Below are 16,029 nucleotides of genomic sequence, written 5' to 3' on the forward strand. Positions count from 1 at the left end.
GTGATCGCGGTCCGTCCGATGATGCGAGAGGACGTGGCAGTTGCCTGCCATGTCCTCAACCAAATCATAGACATCGGCGGCACGACCGCACATGAAATCCCGTATTCCGAGGCCTTATTCACGCAAAGCTACTTTGATGGGCCGGACAAGATCTGTTGCCATGTCGCGCTTGATGAACAGGGCGAAGTCGCCGGCTTTCAATGGTTGGGTTTGAACCAAGCTCTGCCCAACGGATGCGCTGACATCGCCACATTCACGCGCCGAGAGCCTCTGTTGAAGGGTGCAGGGCGGGCGTTGTTTGCCGAGACTTCGAAACATGCCGGGGCGCTTGGGCTGCGGGCGATCAACGCGACGATAAGGGCCGATAACCGGCAGGGGCTAAGCTATTACGAAAAAATGGGGTTTCAGGATTACTCGGTCTCTTATGGTGTTCCTCTTAGGGACGGTACCCCGGTGGATCGGATTTCCAAACGGTTTGAATTGAGAAGGGGCTAAGAATGCTGGTTGTCACAGGAACGGTTGAAGTTGCGCCGGAAGGTGTTGAAAAGGCTGAGAAAGCGGCTTTGGAAATGGTGGCGGAAACGGTCAAGGAAGCAGGCTGCATCACCTATGAGTTCAGTCAGGTCCTAGGCCACACCAACCGGTTCCGCGTGTATGAGGAATGGGAAAGCCAAGCTGCACTCGAGGCGCACTTTGCCGCTCCGCATATGGCCGCGTTTCGGGCGGCATTGGGCGAAGCAGGGGTGACGTCTAGCGATATCTGCCGCATCGTCGGGGGCGAAAAGCAACCCCTTCGCTAAGTCTAGCCCCAAAGGTGAGGTTCGGCGAATTCCACCGAGTTTCCAGCCGGGTCACGGATATAGAGTGAGCGCGCGCCATTCGGCCAGTCGAACTCGGCCTCAATGGGTACATTCCAGTCCAGCAGATGTTTGCGCATCACTTGTATCTGCGCGCGTGGCATGGACAGGCAGACATGCCCGGGCCCGCGTGCCCCGTGGGGCGGAACAGGAAGGTCCAGGTTCGTTGGGGCCTTTTCAGTTTCATCCGCATTGAAGATCAGCAAAACCGTTGCACCGAGGCGGTAGAAAACATGGCGGTCGGTGACACGTTGAATTTTCTCCAGCCCCAATATTTCGCCATAGAACCGTTCTGCTGAATCCAGATCATCGACGTAAAGTGCGGCCTCCAGAACACCTTGTGCTCTTGGTATGTCTGGTGTGACTTTCATGGCGTAAGTCTATCACAAAACGCGGTTTTTGTCACCGGCGCGGGCGGCGGTCCCGTTTGCGCTGAGGCGCGACATCGATTGCAGGTGCAGGCAGGCTGTCCCATTGGCCCGGTTCCAGCCCGTCAAGTGTCCAGTCTCCGATGCGGGCCCGGATTAGGCGCAGGGTTGGGTGGCTAACCGCGGCCGTCATCCGGCGGACCTGCCGGTTCTTACCCTCGCGCAGGGTCAATTCGATCCAGCAATCAGGCACTGTCTGACGAACCCGTATCGGAGGTGTGCGCGGCCACAGCCGGTCGGGTTCATCCATCAGGCGTGCCTTTGCAGGGCGGGTCAAACCGTCCTTCAGTTCGACCCCGTTCCTCAGCGCCTTCAGCGCGGAAGCATCGGGCAGACCTTCAACCTGAACCCAATAGGTTTTTAGCATCTTGTGCTGCGGGTCAGATATCTGCGCCTGCAACCGGCCATTGTCGGTCAGCAGCATCAACCCTTCGCTATCGCGATCCAATCGTCCGGCGGGATAAACGCCGGGTAAATCAATGAAGTCAGACAAGGTGCTGCGCGGCGAATCTGCATTGGCGCGATCGGTGAACTGCGGCAACACGTCGAAAGGTTTGTTGAAGCGGATGAACCAGGACATAGGTCACGCCATAGCCCGAGCGACACAGGCAACGCAACCTGTGGATAACTGTCACGTGCCTGTTACTTAGGCAGCTTACCCCATGCCCGAGATATTGTGGAAACTCAGGGCTTGTCAGAGTTTTAACACGATATATAGTTGAGTTAAGGCCGGGGCGGGTGTTCCCCGCTCTGATGTCAAAACGGGCAGAGCAGAGCGAGGAGCGATTCTGATATGGATGGAGACTTCAGAACCGAATTTGTCAGGGAACCCGGTGCGCTAAAGCATCATCCGGCATTGGTTTTGAACGCCGATTACCGCCCCTTGTCCTATTACCCACTGTCATTGTGGCCCTGGCAGGAGGCGATCAAGGCGGCCTGGCTTGACCGGGTGGACATCGTCGCAGAATATGACGAAGTCGTGCGAAGCCCGAGTACCGAGATACGAATACCCTCGGTCGTTGTCCTCAAAGATTATGTAAAACCCAGAAAGCGCGTGGCCTTCACGCGCTTTAATTTATTTCTGAGGGATGAGTTCCGTTGCCAATACTGCGGCGCACGCGGAGACCTGACGTTTGACCACGTCGTCCCCCGCGCGGCAGGTGGCGTGACAAGCTGGCAAAACGTTGTGGCAGCGTGCAGCCCCTGCAACTTGAAGAAGGGGTCAAAATCGTTGCGTCAGGCCGGGATGGCGTTGCGCAAGCCCCCACGTCAACCGGACGCCGAGGCGCTTCGGAATATCGGTCGGAAATTCCCGCCAAACCACCTGCACGATAGCTGGATTGATTTTCTGTACTGGGATGCAGAATTGGATGAGTTTTAATCGCTGGCGCGTCGCACTGCGAGCCAGATCATAACCAGCACAGCCGAGATAGCCGCATTCCAGCCGGCCATGGATAAACCCAGAAACTCCCACGGGATGTCGTCACAGCGTACCAATGGGGCAGACATGATCTGGTCCATCAGTTCTTGTGTGGACAGGCCTCCAATGTCTCCTGAAGTGCAGCTTGACGGGCCTTCCCACCATTTCTGCTCTACGCCTGCGTGAAAAACGCCAATGGCGGCGGTTGTCATCGCTGCAAGAGCGCCCAATACCGGAAGCAACGTGTTACGGGGCAGGACTAGCGCCAATACACCAATCAAAACGGCCGCCCCATGCGGGTATCGCTGCCAGATGCACATCTTGCAGGGCGGCAGTCCACCCAAATACTGAAAACCCCAGGCCCCAAGTAAAAGCGCAGCAGAGCCTCCGGCGGCGATCAGGACATAAAGGTTTCGACGCGTCATAGGTACTTCACCGCAATAAACCCGCCAAACAGCAGGATGATAAACAGCGTGAACATGAGGCCAAGGCGCTTTTCGATAAAGGCGCGAATGGGTTCCCCGAATCCCCATAGCAGCCCTGCCACAACGTAAAAGCGCAAAGCACGCGCCAGAATAGACGTCGCGACGAAGGTGCCCAATGGCATACCGGTCCACCCGGACATGATCGTAATGACCTTGTAGGGAAACGGAGTCACTCCCGCGCCGAGAACGGCCCAGAATCCGAAATCGTTGAATCGCGTGTTGAATTCCTCCATGGCGTGCGCCTTGCCCATGGATTCCAGAATGGGCTGTCCAATGCTTTCATAGAAAAACGCACCAATGGCATAACCCAGCAATCCGCCCAATACCGAAGCAACCAAGGCAACGGTCGCGATCAACCATGCGCGCGACGGTCGGGCGATGATCATTGGAATCATCAGTACGTCGGGGGGAATCGGAAAAAACGAGCTTTCGATAAAGGCAACCACGGCCAGCGCCCACAGCGCGTGCGGATGTTCGGCCAGACGAATGGTCCAGTCATAAAGCGATCGCAACATTAGGTGCTAAAATCCTGTTGGTTTGATGTTCAAGCAAAATCACGGGCCAGATGTGTCGTCAACCTACCGGAGGAAAACAATCTGGCGTTGGGGTGTTTTTTGCCTCTGGACGTTCCGGTTCTTGGGCGATAATTCAGTGTCCGTGGCCCAAGTGGCGGAATGGTAGACGCAGGGGATTCAAAATCCCCCGCCTTCACGGGCGTGAGAGTTCGAGTCTCTCCTTGGGCACCACAATTCCGATTTCGACGTTTGTGAATTTGTTGCGCAATGCGGCAGCCATATTTTTGGCGCTTCGAGGCAAGCGATTTCCGCCGATGCGTTTGGTCCGTCCGTCCAGTCGGCTGTCTACTTGGTGGTTTCGTGCACGTTACCCGCGGCGATACAGCCTCCATTCAAGATCAAATGACGGATAGCGGATTTTCGCGTCAGGATGCAGCATTCGTAGGGGCTTAACAGGCATCTTGCTGCCCAGAAGATGTTCCAGCAACGACGCGGCGTGTCCAGCGGATATGTATTTCTTTGGTTTGCCGCTATCAATCACCGAAAAAGAATGGCGCCGCATCAACGTATCAAGCCCGGATCGCGTAAACCAATGCAGGACGCTTGGGGGTGAATACTCGTGCCAGCGCTTGCCCATCAGCCGGGCCATCCAACTGTCCAGACGCCAGTATTCGATCACGCAAATACCGCCTGGCCGCGTCAAATCCGCGACCGATTTCATGGCCTTGGGCAGGTCGTGAAAGTGGCCGATAACCTGTATCAAACTGACGGCATCGAAAGGTTCCAGTCCTTTGCAGTCTTCAAGGCTTCCCTGCAGCGCGTTCAGACCCAGCGTGTCCCGAGCGTGCGAAACCATCGTCTGGTTGGGGTCCAGGCCTGTCGTCGCCCAGCCTGCATCCTCCATCCCGGCTTGAAGAAAGCCTGCGGCACTACCAACCTCAAGAAGCCGCCCATTTTTTGAATGGCGGGACAGGAGTTCTCCGTACCGTCGGCCTTGGTCTCGCAACAACTGAGCCTCACTCAGGTAATCGGAATACCCAGCGCCACCACCAAAAAAATAGCTATCGTCATAAACTGATGCAACGTGGTCCTGATCAAACAAGCCTGCAACCGAGCGGTTTCCGCAGGCCGGGCATTGCATAATCGAGTGTCCGTTTTTGGCGAATGCAAATTCGGTTCTATTTTCACAGGCCGGGCAAATTGAGCTTTCGCCTGTTTTTAATTCACATGCATGTTTCACTCGGCAAATCCCGCCGCAATTGTTCAAATCGGTCTTCAACATGTCGCAAATCTGTGCGCGATCGTCAAAATTAAAGGCGTATGGATTGAATGATCGACAATTAAATTGACATCAAGTCGCACTTAGTTCGGGCGCGTTGACGGCTGATTGAAAGTCAGATCTTTGTGACGGTTGACGGGATAAATTGGGCGTCAATATTTCCAAAATAGCCATAATTGTTTCTCTTTCGTGGACACTTTTTTGTCGTTCAGTTTCCCTTTCGCTTTGCCCTAAATTGTTAAAAAGACTGGATGCTCGGGGGCGAATTCAGGCCGTTTTAAACGAATCGATTGACAATTCTGCATCCCATAACGGACTTTGAATGTGGGGGCAGGCAATTTTTGCGAGTAAAAATCTCGCGACTATTCATAGCAGAGCAGTACGAAAAGTATTGTGACTTGGGCGGAGTTTTACGCCCGAGGTAATGATGAATAGTGGGGTGTTTGGTTTGTGTGAATTTGGTTATTTGTGCGCTCGAATGGGCGCAGTTTTCGGCGCTGTTTAAGCGTTATGGGGAACCCTCATTCGGAAAATAGGTCTGAACAAAAGGTGTTTGGAAAGGCACCTTTGGGTCGGCGTTCGGGCAGACAATCACGTCGTGCGGCGTTGAAAGTCATGTTGGTTTTTGGAACGCGCCCGGAATTAATCAAGATGCTGCCGATTATTCGCGAAGCGGGTGAGCGTGAAGATGTTGAGCTGATTACAGTGATGACGTCCCAGCACACTGACCTTGTGCGGTCTCTGGCTAAAGAATGGGCAATCCCCGTTGATTACGACCTTGAAGTCATGAAGCACGCGCAGTCATTGAATGACGTGATTTCTCGGGTTGTTGGACGGATTGATCGCGTTCTGGAGGAAGAGAGGCCAGATGTGGTTCTTGTTCAGGGCGATACCTCAAGCGCGTTTGGCAGTGCTTTGGCTGCGTGGCAGCGCCAGATACCTGTTGGTCATGTCGAGGCTGGACTGCGGACTGCGAGTATCGATTCTCCGTTCCCCGAAGAGGCGAACAGGAGGCTGATTTCCCGCATAGCCAGTTTTCATTTCGCACCAACCCTAAGCAATAAAAACGCGTTGCTGGCCGAGAAGGTACCGGCGCAGGGGGTTTTCCTGACTGGCAATACGGTGGTGGACTCGATCAGGCATGTAATGGGGCAAAGGCGTCCCTCCAAGCCTGTTGCGTCGTTGATATCCAGCCTTAAGGGGCGTCGAATTATTGTGTTGACGACGCATAGAAGAGAGAGCTTTGGGTCCGTTATGTGCGATCGCCTTAAGGTCTTGCGCCGCTATGTCGAAGAACGGCCGGATATCAGCCTCGTGTTCCCGGTCCACCCCAATCCGCAGGTCAAGAATGTAGCGCGCGCCGAGTTATCCGGGTCCGATCAGATTCACTTGGTTGAGCCTTTGGCCTATCCGGATTTCCTGCACGTGCTGGCGGCCTCGTGGGTTATTCTGTCAGATTCAGGAGGCATTCAGGAAGAGGCACCAAGCCTCGGGAAGCCGCTGCTGATTTTGCGTGAAGAAACCGAACGTTCGGAAGCCGTGAGCTGTGGGATCGCGCGGCTTGTCGGTCAATCGGCGCAACGCTTGCAGGAAGAACTTATGGAGCTTGATTGCCCCAAAAGTTGGGCCACAAAGGTCGGAGAGGTTGAAAACCCATTTGGCCGGGGAAACAGCGCAGCCAGGATATTGGACATCCTGCAAAAAAGGCAGACGGTGGCGCGTGCCGTTGAATTGGCTGCTGCGGGGACGGTGCAATGACGCGTTTGTCCGATCCCACTCCGGCGGCCAATCCGCGCGCACAAAGTGGGGCGGATACCTTCCTTGATCACCAGTCCTTGACCGTGGTCGCACCGTGTTTCAACGAGGAAGAGGGGCTGCATTATTTGGCAGAGAAGCTTGCCAAATTGCAGACGAACCTTGGTTCGCAGGTGGTTCTGTCGATCGTTCTGGTCGATGACGGAAGCACTGACAACACGTGGGATGTCATGCACGACCTGTTCGGGCGTTCGCCGAACGTTACCTGCCTGCGTCATAAGGAAAATCTTGGTATCATGGCGGCGACGGCAACCGGGATAGCGGCATCGACAGACGAGGCGGTCGCCGTCATCGACAGCGATTGTTCTTACGATCCGGCGCTTATTTCCAAGATGCTGCCCTTGCTGAAAGAAGACACGTCGATCGTGACGGCATCGCCGTACCATCCGCAGGGACAAGTGGAAGGTGTACCAGAATGGCGTCTGTTTTTGTCCAAGGGCGCGTCTTGGGGTTATCGGCAGTTGCTTCGGAACAATCTGGCTACGTACACGTCGTGCTTTCGCCTGTATCGGAAAAGCTCGGTTGTATCTTTACCCCGCCGGCATGACGGGTTTTCCGGTGTGGCCGAGGTTCTTGCTTTGCTGGACCGCCGTGGGTGGCGCATTGACGAGGTTCCGGCCGTTTTGACAACACGCAAATACGGGCAGTCCAAGCTGAAGCTGATGCGGGTGGTTCGCGATCACCTGTCCTTGATGTCCAGTATCGCAGTCGGAAAGATTTTTTTTAACCGTATCCCCCCGCAGGAAGTTTCTGCGGGCCCTCAAGTTCGTGGAGAAAGAGATTAATGACGAGTACATCTGTTCCCGATTTCCCTTCAGATCAGGATGCTAGCGGTCGCCAGTTGGGTGAAGAAGAAATCGTGGCCCTGACGTCCGCAATTCGCTCTGGTACGCTTACGTCGACCAAAGGTCATTTCGTAAAAGAGTTTCAGTCCAAATTCGCCCAATCCATCGGGGCTGTGTTCGGGTATGCCTGCAGTTCGGGTACAGGGGCGATCCATGCCGCGGTTTCAGCAATTGACCCAAGTCCCGGCGACGAGATCATCACCTCGGCGATCACCGATATGGGTGCCATAACCCCGATCTTGTACCAGACCGCCATACCTGTTTTTGCGGATGTCGATCCGATCACGGGAAACCTGACGGCGGAAACGATTGAGCGCGCGATTAGTGACCGCACGAAAGCCATCATCGTCACGCACCTTTTTGGGTATCCCGCAGACATGCGGGCGATTTGCGCTGTTGCCCGTCAGCATGGAATTTCAGTGATTGAAGACTGTGCGCAAGCGTATGGCGCAACCATAGACGGTCGTCATGTCGGGACATTTGGCGACATCGGGTGCTTTAGCCTTCAGCAAGGTAAACACATCACGACCGGCGAAGGTGGAATTGTAACGTCCAACGACGAAGGTCTTGCTCGGCGCATACGGTTGTTTATCGACAAGGCGTGGGGTTACGGAGATCCAAAGCCGGATCATTACTTTGTCGCGCTGAACGGGCGGATGACCGAACTTCAAGGCGCGGTGGCGCTTGCTCAGTTCGCCAAGCTTGATGACAGCGTACACCAGAGAAAAGCGATGGCCCAAAAGCTGACGGACGCGATATCTGGCCTGCCTATGCTGGTGGCTCCGTATTCGGATGACCAAACTGTTCACAGCTATTGGAAATATCCGCTGATCGTTCAGACCGAAATTGGCGGCCCCGTTCGTGTTGCCGAGGCGTTACGCGGATTTGGCATCAACTCGGCGCCACGATACATCCAGAAGCCTGCGTTTGAGTGCGCTGTGATCCGTGATCAACAGACGTTCGGAGACAGCGGCTTTCCCTTTAACCTTGCCCGGCCCGAAGCTGTTGACTATGCGCCCGAGCGATTTGAGGGAACCTATTCTTTCCTGAACGATGTTCTCGTTCTGCCGTGGAACGAGCGTTACACCGACGAGCACGTCGATTACTTGGCACAACAGATTGCCGCTGTGTGTTCTGACGTGCCGCATCTGGACGTGGCGGAGTAAAGCTGATGGTACGATTTGGTATTGTTGGGGCTGGCGCCATTGCAAAAGCGTATGCCGAAGCACTGCAGCAGGCCGAAGGCGTCTGCCTGGCTGCCGTTGCAGATACGGTATTTGATGCCGCAAGTTCGTTGGCCGATGGCCACGGCGCTGCGACGTTTGCGTCGCATCGGGAATTGGCGTTGTCAGGGCTGTGTGACGCGGTGATCGTATCCACACCGCCCGCGACCCATGAAGCTGTGGTTTTGGATCTGATTGAGGCGGGTTTACCCGTGCTCTGCGAAAAACCTTTTGCGATTAACGGTGTAAGTGCGCGCAGAATGGCGTCGGCGGCTGGTGAGAAAGGCATTCTGATCTCGATGGCGTCAAAGTTCCGCTATGTGGATGACGTTCAGATCGCGCGGGAAAAGGTGGCTGCGGGAGAGATTGGCGAACTCAAACTGATCGAGAACGTCTTTACGGGCGTGGTGGACATGACCGACCGGTGGAACGCGCAGCCTGATATATCTGGCGGTGGCGTCTTGGTGGATAATGGCACGCATTGCGTGGATATAGTGCGCTTCTTCACGGGCGGTATTGTCGCCGCCTCTGCCATGGTGGGCCCAAGTCTTCAGGATATCAGCGTTGAAGACCACGTCTTCATGTCGCTCAGGACGGCAAACGGGGCTCTGGCGCAGATCGAAACGTCTTGGAGTATCCACAAGGACAGTTCGGACTACTTGGCGTTGTACGGCGACGAAGGCGTCATTGAAGTCGGTTGGAAGTCCTCGCGCATACGGCGTCCTTTGACCGGACAGTGGGAAACCTTTGGCGCCGGTTATGGAAAGGTGCAGGCATTCTCCAATCAGGTCTTGGATTTTGCAGCCGGAGTTCGCGGAGAACCAACCAAAAGCCTTGCGACAGGGCGGGATATTCTGGCGTCAGTGGACGTGATATCCGCCGGTTACACATCGATTGCAGAAGGCGGCAGATGGGTTGATGTTGACGGCGTTGCCACCATCGGCAGGGTCATGCCCAAGAGTGTGGTGTCGTGACGCCCAGGATTCACCCAACGGCGATCGTCGAGAAGGGCGTAGAAATCGGCGCCGGCACATCGGTATGGGACAACGTTCATCTGCGCGGTCCCAGTAAGATCGGCAGCAACTGCATTATTGGTGGCAAAAGCTATATCGCGTACGGGGTCGAAGTCGGCGATTTCGTAAAGATAAACTCGTTTGTCTACATTCCGAATGCCGTCAGGGTCGGGAATGGCGTGATGATTTCTGCGGGCACTATTTTTACCAATGACATCACACCGCGTGCCACTGACCCCGACATCACACAGCTTTTGGATTCCGGTCCGCAGGATAGTACGCTCCCGACCTTTGTTGGGGACGGTGTCACCATCGGAGCGGGCAGCAGAATCTCTGGCGGGATAACAATTGCTGAGTTCGCAATGGTAGGAATGGGATCGGTTGTCACCAAAGACGTGGGCGCGTTCCATCTGGTATTTGGTAACCCGGCCCGGCTGAAGGGGGCTGTCTGCAAATGCGGCCACGTTTTGGTCCGTGGAAGCCTTGAAGGGCAGGGAAGGGTGACCTGCCCAAAGTGCGACCGGCAATACAGTTATCAAGACGGGGTCGTTTCGTCCGAGTTGGAAAGCGTGTCATGACTGTTGGGCAGGCGGATACGTGGGCGGTCCTTGGCGGGGGGATTTTGGGTCAGGCACTGGCGCTTCGGTTGCAGAAAGCCGGTAAGCGCGTGACCCTAATTGAAGCCGCGCCAGAGTTGGGCGGTCTTGCAATGGCGCAGCAGGTCGGAGGTATCACCTACGACAAGTTCTATCACGTGATTTTGCCGTTTGATAAACGAACTCTCGCTCTGCTCGACGACATAGGGTTGGGGGACGACGTTGAATGGAGGTCAACGCGAACAGGTTTTTTCAGCGACGGACGGCTGATGCCGCTGAACGGGGCACTCGACTATCTGCGCCTCAGATCAATTGGTTTGGTGACCAAGATGCGGGTTGCCTATCTGTTGATGGCGGCTGGACGGATCAGGGATGGGGCTCCGCTTGAGCAGATCAGCGTTCAGGAGTGGTTAACCCGCTGGTGTGGACAGGCTGGGTTTGAACGGCTCTGGCGGCCGCTACTCAGGGCAAAGTTGGGTGATAATGCATCGCGGGCATCGGCGGCGTTCATTTGGTCAAGCATACGCCGTTTGTACCTTGCGCGGCAGGGTGTTCAAAAAGTTGAACAGCTTGGTTTTGTAAAGAATGGTGGCTATGCCCGTATCCTGAACGCCCTTCGCGATACGTTGACCGCAAGAGGGATCGAGGTGCAAACCAACACCCCCGTAAGCCGGGTTTTTGGTTCCGCCGCAGGTGTTTGCGTCGAAACCCCATCCGGCAGGCAGGTATTCCAAAATGTTGTCTCGACACTTCCGACAAAAGCAAATCTGGCAGTGTGCGAGGGGCTGGATGCCGACGAGAAAAACCGTCTGGATGGGGTGGTTTACCAGGGCATAATCTGCGCGTCTGTTGTACTGGATCGACCGCTGGCCGGTTATTATCTGACCTACCTGACAGACGAGGCGCTGCCTTTCACGGGCATCGTTGAAATGTCTGCTTTGACGGGCACCGATGCGTTTGACGGCAAAACCCTGGTCTATTTACCACGTTACGTCACGCAGGATGATCCGTATTGGGCCCTAAGCGATGAAGGGATCGCGCTGCAATTTATCGACGCGCTGCGAAAGGTGCATCCGGACGTCGCAAGCACCGATGTTCTGGACATAAAAGTATCAAGAGTACGCGAGGTGATGGCCGTGCCAACCATTGGGTATCGTGAGAACGCTCCGCAATCGGTGACTTCGGTGCCTGGCCTTTACTTTGTGAACTCGGCCCAGATCATTGACGGGACGTTGAACGTCGATGCGACACTGGGCGTTTTGGACGAGGCCATGGCGAAACTCGAACTGGGTCGCACCAAAGCCGAGGCGAGGCCAGCAGCATGACAAAGAAGCTCGCAAGCCTGTCGCTCGATCTTGATAACCTGTGGTCCTACATGAAAACGCATGGCGATCCGGGATGGCAGGATTTTCCCGGATATTTGGACGTTGTCGTGCCGCGGTTTCTGGACATGCTTGACGAGCTTTCCATAAGCATGACGGTTTTCATTGTCGGGCAGGATGCGGTGATCAAGGAAAACAAACCGATCCTAAAATCCATCGCCGATGCCGGTCACGAGATCGCCAATCACTCATTCAACCATGAACCTTGGTTGCACCTTTATTCCCCCGAGGAGATCGGTAAGGAAATCGAACGCGCGGAAGAGGCGATCCACTCTGCTACAGGCGTTACGCCCAAGGGGTTCCGGGGTCCGGGTTACAGTTTGTCAGAAACCGTTTTGGACGTACTGAAACAACGTGGGTATGACTATGACTGCTCGACCTTTCCCACGATCGTCGGCCCTCTGGCGCGGGCTTATTATTTTGCCAAGTCGCGCTTGTCATCAGATCAAAAGGAAAGGCGAAAAGTCCTGTTCGGCGGGATAAAGGATGGCTTTCGACCCTTAAAACCCTATGCATGGGACCTGAACCGAGAGCGGATAGTCGAAATCCCAGTTTCGACTATGCCGTTTACTCGAATACCGTTCCATTACAGTTATTTGCACTGGATCGCAGGCGCGTCCGAGGGGCTGGCTTCGGCCTATTACGCATCCGCTTTACGAGCTTGTGATGTGGCCGGTGTAGCCCCTTCGATGTTACTGCATCCGCTGGACTTCATGGGGGGGGATGACGTGCAGCAGTTGGCTTTTTTCCCCGGTATGAACCAACCCTCTACTGAAAAGCTTGCCCGCATGAAGCGCTTCTTGTCCAAACTGAACGCAGAGTATGACGTCACGACGATGGCTGGGCACGCGAAGACTCTGAATAGCACCGAGCTGCCTTTGCGAAGACCGGATTTCGCCGTCGAAGACACGGATGCCGTCGATTTGGCCCAAGAAACGAGCGCCACCCGATGATTGCGGCACGGCAAACCCAATCCTTTCAGGCGCTGCTGAGAGTCAGCGTGTTCTGCATTCTCACTGTTTCCTATCTGGTGACTGCGCCTGAGTATCATACGACAGCAATCGACTCGTATTATTTCGCCGAGATTATCTCGCAACATGACCTTTTCGAGGCGCCAGTCCGGCTGTTGTTGTGGCTGTCTTCGATGCAGTTGCTTTACCGGATAGTTTCAATTTTTCAGGCCGAGCCCGATCCGTTTTTGATCCTGAGTATCGCCAACGCGATATTTGCTTCGCTTTCAGTCATCTTGCTTGAACGGTTGTTATCGCGACAATTCGCTGTGCCTTCACCTGCGTCTTGGCTTACTGCCGCTACATTCGGGGTCAGTTACGGCACATGGCGATACGCAACCGAGCTTGAGGTTTATCCCTCAGCGATGTTGTTCACGATAGTTCTGCTTACCTTGGCCTTCTCTTCGGCGGGGATGGTGCCCTCTGCGCGGTCAAAACGGATCTGGATCACTGCGATAGCGGGTGCAGTTGCTTCGTTTTTCTATCAGCCGTTGGGCATCGTCGCAGGCATAGCAATCCCGGTATTCTTCCTGTCCCGGCGGGTCATGAAAGACCTTATTCAATACTGTGCAATCTACGGTCTGTTCTTGGCGGCGGGGTTCCTAAGCTTGGCACGCACCGGGGGATCCAGCGATCCGTTGCACACAATTTTAGATACGGACGGCAAAGTTGTTGTGCTGCCCGACATGGTCAGCCTTTCCGCTTCGGCGGTGGCGTTCTTTCAAAACCTGTTGTCGGCGAATTGGATGTTTGCGTTCCCACCAACACGGGATGTCATCGAAAGCAAGTTTGCGGACCATTTCATGCACGAGTTGGTCGCCACTGACCCGGCCTATTGGGGTTACCGCCTATTCCTTCTTACGATTCCGGCAGCATTGGTTTTGTTGCTGCTTGCAGTCGTTCGCGTTCTTAAGGCGCGTGAAAGACGCCCGCTGACCAGCCCTGAACTAAGTGCGATTTCGCTTTTGACCGTGCAGGCGCTTATGGTGCTGGGATTGCACCCCGAAGGTTTCGAAGCGTGGTTGCCAACGCTTGTGCCTGTATTTTTATTGTTGGGAAGTCGTATTTCCGGACCTCTGCAACGCTCTGGGCATGTGTCGGTACTTGTTTTAATTGTCGCGGTCTTTGGAGTTCATAACTGGTTTGCAGGCGTTGGAGTGTTTGCCAATGCAACGCGGGACTACAATCGCATACTGGCCGAACCCGCCATTACCCGCCTTGGCGAGAAGGACTTGGTTATCATTGGGGCCGACTGGCCGTTGTTTAAATATCTAAATTATGTAGGCGCCGCCGATACGATTTTTGCCAAGGACACACAGACCGACGTCATACTTAGTCGGCTGGAGGGTACCATGGATAGTGGTCATCAGGTCATGATCTACCCAGACGTCATTGCACCCTCTGCCTTGGCTCTGAAGCAAGCCAGTAATCTGACGGAAGTTTACTCAAAAATGCCTAAGCAAGCGATTGCCAATGGCGAGAAGATTGAGTTCGGTGACCTTGGATACGGTTTGCTTTTGAGGAAAGAGTAAAAATTGAAACTGCTGGACAGGTCACCCGGTTGTCAGAAGCCCGACTCCAACAATAACAAAGGCAATTCCAAGTACCGCTTTCAAACCTATGACCTCGCCAAAAAAGATCATCCCGACGCTTGAAATTCCGACGATAGAGAGGCTTGTCGCAAGCGTGTACGCGGTGCGCAAAGGAAGCCCGCGCAAAGCATATAGATAACTGAGTAAAAGCATGACACCCAACGTCAGTCCAACCCACAGCATCGGGTGCAGTGCGGCAGACAGCATGGAAGACCACGAGCGGGATATCTCGGTTTCAACTGTAAATTTCTTGAAAGCAAAGTTCGCGCCAATATTTCCGCAAATCGCAAGCAACAAAGCTAACCAGTAACTCATCCGACAAAGCTCCGAAAATAAACTAAGTCTTCAAGTGCTAATCTGGAAGCGGTCTTAGGTCTAATGAAAAGTCGCGCGTGCGCGACCTGCGGTGCTTGCTGCCGTTCCGCGCAGTGTTTCCAAATTGACTGGTTGAGGCGCACGTTGACTTGCGGCCTCGTTCCGCTCACTGTTTGGGAAAAGAAGTAAAAGGTACATCCAGCAGTGTTTGTTGATCTGTTCAAAGACGGAGTTATTCAGAACTTCATGGCACCGTTGCTGCCATCGACAAGCCTATTCTATCTCTATGTTGTTTCAGCGTTTATCATCTCGGCTACGGTGTTTTTCTTCTTCGAAAGAAAAGAGGGCGAGCGCCGACCTGATGAGATCGAGAAGGGTCTTTTTGGGTATATTTTTGACCGAAAAGTCTGGCTTCACCCGTCTTCAAAGCAGGATTATTATTTCTTTGTCGTAAACACTTTCATCTATTCTGGGATCATTGCCCACTTTATGATCTCGGGGCATATCGTGTTCAACGCATTCGGTAACGTCTTTGAGTCAGTGCTCGGACCGCGTCAGGAGGCCCTGTTCACGTTGTCCGTATTCACGTCACTGGCATATACTCTGGTGGCGGTCCTTGCGATTGATTTTGCCATTTTCCTAACCCATTACGTGCAGCATAAGTTTGCACCGTTGTGGCATTTCCATTCTGTTCATCACTCTGCCGAAGTGCTGAACATCGTAACTGTCTATCGTCAACACCCGGTCGACCTGTTCATTACGGGTACGTTCATGGTGGTTCTGACCGAGGTCGCTTTTGCGTTCTATGCCTATCTGACGATGTCCGAACCCGCGCAGCTTACGATCGGAGGGCTGAATGTTGTGCTCTTTGGATTTTACCTATTGGGGTACAATCTGAGGCATTCGCATATCTGGCTCAGTTATCCGCGCTGGCTGTCTTACATCTTCATCAGCCCGGCGCAGCACCAAACCCATCACTCGATTGACGAAAAGCACTTTGACAAAAACTTTGGCTTTATCTTCGCGATTTGGGATTGGTTGTTTGGCACGCTTTACGTTCCAAAAGGATACGAAAAGCTGGAATTTGGCATTTCACGCGCCGAACCCAACCCGTTTGGGTCGATCGTCGAGCTATATTTGAAACCTTTTCAATTGGCGTGGAAGGAAATCACGGGGTCAAAGCTGTTCAGTCGCTTTGCAATGGGGTTCGGCGTGGCGGCTGTTTTGTGCGTGGTGTTCAGCGTCGCCTTCTAA

The 16,029-nt window shown here is 54.2% G+C and carries 18 protein-coding genes and 1 tRNA gene; 13 read left to right on the forward strand and 6 right to left on the reverse strand.

Translation table 11 applies throughout. From position 1 onward, the window contains the following. Together ACT2B1_RS09545 and ACT2B1_RS09550 are read left to right on the forward strand one after the other, a co-directional pair. Complete coding sequence (locus ACT2B1_RS09545) at positions 1-495, forward strand: N-acetyltransferase family protein (RefSeq protein ID WP_481667638.1); 495 nt, start codon at positions 1-3, stop codon at positions 493-495. Between the two features lie 2 nt (positions 496-497). Continuing rightward, positions 498-800: a putative quinol monooxygenase gene (locus tag ACT2B1_RS09550; protein ID WP_171121527.1), complete on the forward strand. Its 303-nt coding sequence runs from the start codon at positions 498-500 to the stop codon at positions 798-800. A gap of 2 nt (positions 801-802) precedes the next feature. Here the strand turns inward: ACT2B1_RS09550 and ACT2B1_RS09555 are convergent, their stop codons facing one another. Both ACT2B1_RS09555 and ACT2B1_RS09560 read right to left on the reverse strand, forming a co-directional pair. After that, positions 803-1,228: a VOC family protein gene (locus ACT2B1_RS09555; RefSeq protein WP_171121526.1), complete on the reverse strand. Its 426-nt coding sequence runs from the start codon at positions 1,226-1,228 to the stop codon at positions 803-805. A gap of 31 nt (positions 1,229-1,259) precedes the next feature. Then, positions 1,260-1,865 (reverse strand): pseudouridine synthase, encoded by a 606-nt coding sequence (locus ACT2B1_RS09560; RefSeq protein WP_481667639.1) that lies wholly within the window; start codon positions 1,863-1,865, stop codon positions 1,260-1,262. A 213-nt stretch (positions 1,866-2,078) separates the two neighbouring features. Here ACT2B1_RS09560 and ACT2B1_RS09565 point away from each other — a divergent pair, with 213 nt between their 5' ends. Further along, entirely contained in the window at positions 2,079-2,666 is a 588-nt protein-coding gene (locus ACT2B1_RS09565; RefSeq protein ID WP_171121524.1) for an HNH endonuclease, read from the forward strand. Here ACT2B1_RS09565 and ACT2B1_RS09570 read toward each other — a convergent pair. Then, positions 2,663-3,130 carry a disulfide bond formation protein B gene (locus ACT2B1_RS09570; protein WP_171240746.1) on the reverse strand — a complete coding sequence of 156 codons (468 nt, stop codon included), beginning with the start codon at positions 3,128-3,130 and terminating at the stop codon, positions 2,663-2,665. The genes ACT2B1_RS09565 and ACT2B1_RS09570 overlap by 4 nt on opposite strands. Next, complete coding sequence (locus tag ACT2B1_RS09575) at positions 3,127-3,705, reverse strand: YqaA family protein (RefSeq protein ID WP_171121522.1); 579 nt, start codon at positions 3,703-3,705, stop codon at positions 3,127-3,129. Before ACT2B1_RS09575 ends, ACT2B1_RS09570 begins: the two co-directional genes overlap by 4 nt. Positions 3,706-3,850: 145 nt before the next feature. Here ACT2B1_RS09575 and ACT2B1_RS09580 point away from each other — a divergent pair. Then, positions 3,851-3,936, forward strand: a tRNA-Leu gene (locus ACT2B1_RS09580). A 136-nt stretch (positions 3,937-4,072) separates the two neighbouring features. Here ACT2B1_RS09580 and ACT2B1_RS09585 read toward each other — a convergent pair. Continuing rightward, complete coding sequence (locus ACT2B1_RS09585) at positions 4,073-4,846, reverse strand: class I SAM-dependent methyltransferase (protein ID WP_171240747.1); 774 nt, start codon at positions 4,844-4,846, stop codon at positions 4,073-4,075. Between the two features lie 789 nt (positions 4,847-5,635). On the opposite strand from ACT2B1_RS09585, the gene wecB reads away from it, so the two are divergent. The 8 genes from wecB to ACT2B1_RS09625 are packed head-to-tail and all read left to right on the forward strand — an operon-like array spanning position 5,636 to position 14,400. Next, entirely contained in the window at positions 5,636-6,742 is a 1,107-nt protein-coding gene (wecB, locus tag ACT2B1_RS09590; protein WP_481667640.1) for a non-hydrolyzing UDP-N-acetylglucosamine 2-epimerase, read from the forward strand. Next, a complete protein-coding gene (locus tag ACT2B1_RS09595) occupies positions 6,739-7,584 on the forward strand; it encodes a glycosyltransferase family 2 protein (protein WP_171240749.1) in 846 nt (281 codons plus the stop codon). The genes wecB and ACT2B1_RS09595 overlap by 4 nt, the downstream gene beginning before the upstream one ends. Beyond that, on the forward strand, positions 7,584-8,810 hold the full coding sequence (locus ACT2B1_RS09600) for a DegT/DnrJ/EryC1/StrS family aminotransferase (RefSeq protein ID WP_481667641.1): 1,227 nt from the start codon (positions 7,584-7,586) through the stop codon (positions 8,808-8,810). The genes ACT2B1_RS09595 and ACT2B1_RS09600 overlap by 1 nt, the downstream gene beginning before the upstream one ends. Positions 8,811-8,815: 5 nt before the next feature. Continuing rightward, positions 8,816-9,841: a Gfo/Idh/MocA family protein gene (locus ACT2B1_RS09605; protein WP_481667642.1), complete on the forward strand. Its 1,026-nt coding sequence runs from the start codon at positions 8,816-8,818 to the stop codon at positions 9,839-9,841. Beyond that, positions 9,838-10,458, forward strand: a complete 621-nt coding sequence (locus ACT2B1_RS09610; RefSeq protein WP_481667643.1) for an acyltransferase — start codon at positions 9,838-9,840, stop codon at positions 10,456-10,458. The genes ACT2B1_RS09605 and ACT2B1_RS09610 overlap by 4 nt, the downstream gene beginning before the upstream one ends. After that, positions 10,455-11,801 (forward strand): FAD-dependent oxidoreductase, encoded by a 1,347-nt coding sequence (locus ACT2B1_RS09615; protein WP_481667644.1) that lies wholly within the window; start codon positions 10,455-10,457, stop codon positions 11,799-11,801. Before ACT2B1_RS09610 ends, ACT2B1_RS09615 begins: the two co-directional genes overlap by 4 nt. Then, complete coding sequence (locus ACT2B1_RS09620) at positions 11,798-12,811, forward strand: polysaccharide deacetylase family protein (RefSeq protein WP_481667645.1); 1,014 nt, start codon at positions 11,798-11,800, stop codon at positions 12,809-12,811. Before ACT2B1_RS09615 ends, ACT2B1_RS09620 begins: the two co-directional genes overlap by 4 nt. Then, positions 12,808-14,400, forward strand: coding sequence for a DUF2723 domain-containing protein (locus ACT2B1_RS09625; protein ID WP_171240754.1), 1,593 nt, complete (start codon positions 12,808-12,810; stop codon positions 14,398-14,400). The genes ACT2B1_RS09620 and ACT2B1_RS09625 overlap by 4 nt, the downstream gene beginning before the upstream one ends. A 21-nt stretch (positions 14,401-14,421) precedes the next feature. On the opposite strand, the gene ACT2B1_RS09630 is transcribed toward ACT2B1_RS09625, so the two are convergent. Next, positions 14,422-14,775, reverse strand: coding sequence for a DMT family transporter (locus ACT2B1_RS09630; RefSeq protein WP_171240755.1), 354 nt, complete (start codon positions 14,773-14,775; stop codon positions 14,422-14,424). Positions 14,776-14,979: 204 nt separating this feature from the next. Here ACT2B1_RS09630 and ACT2B1_RS09635 point away from each other — a divergent pair, with 204 nt between their 5' ends. Continuing rightward, positions 14,980-16,029: a sterol desaturase family protein gene (locus ACT2B1_RS09635; protein WP_171240756.1), complete on the forward strand. Its 1,050-nt coding sequence runs from the start codon at positions 14,980-14,982 to the stop codon at positions 16,027-16,029.

Source organism: Ruegeria sp. S263 (assembly GCF_056780525.1).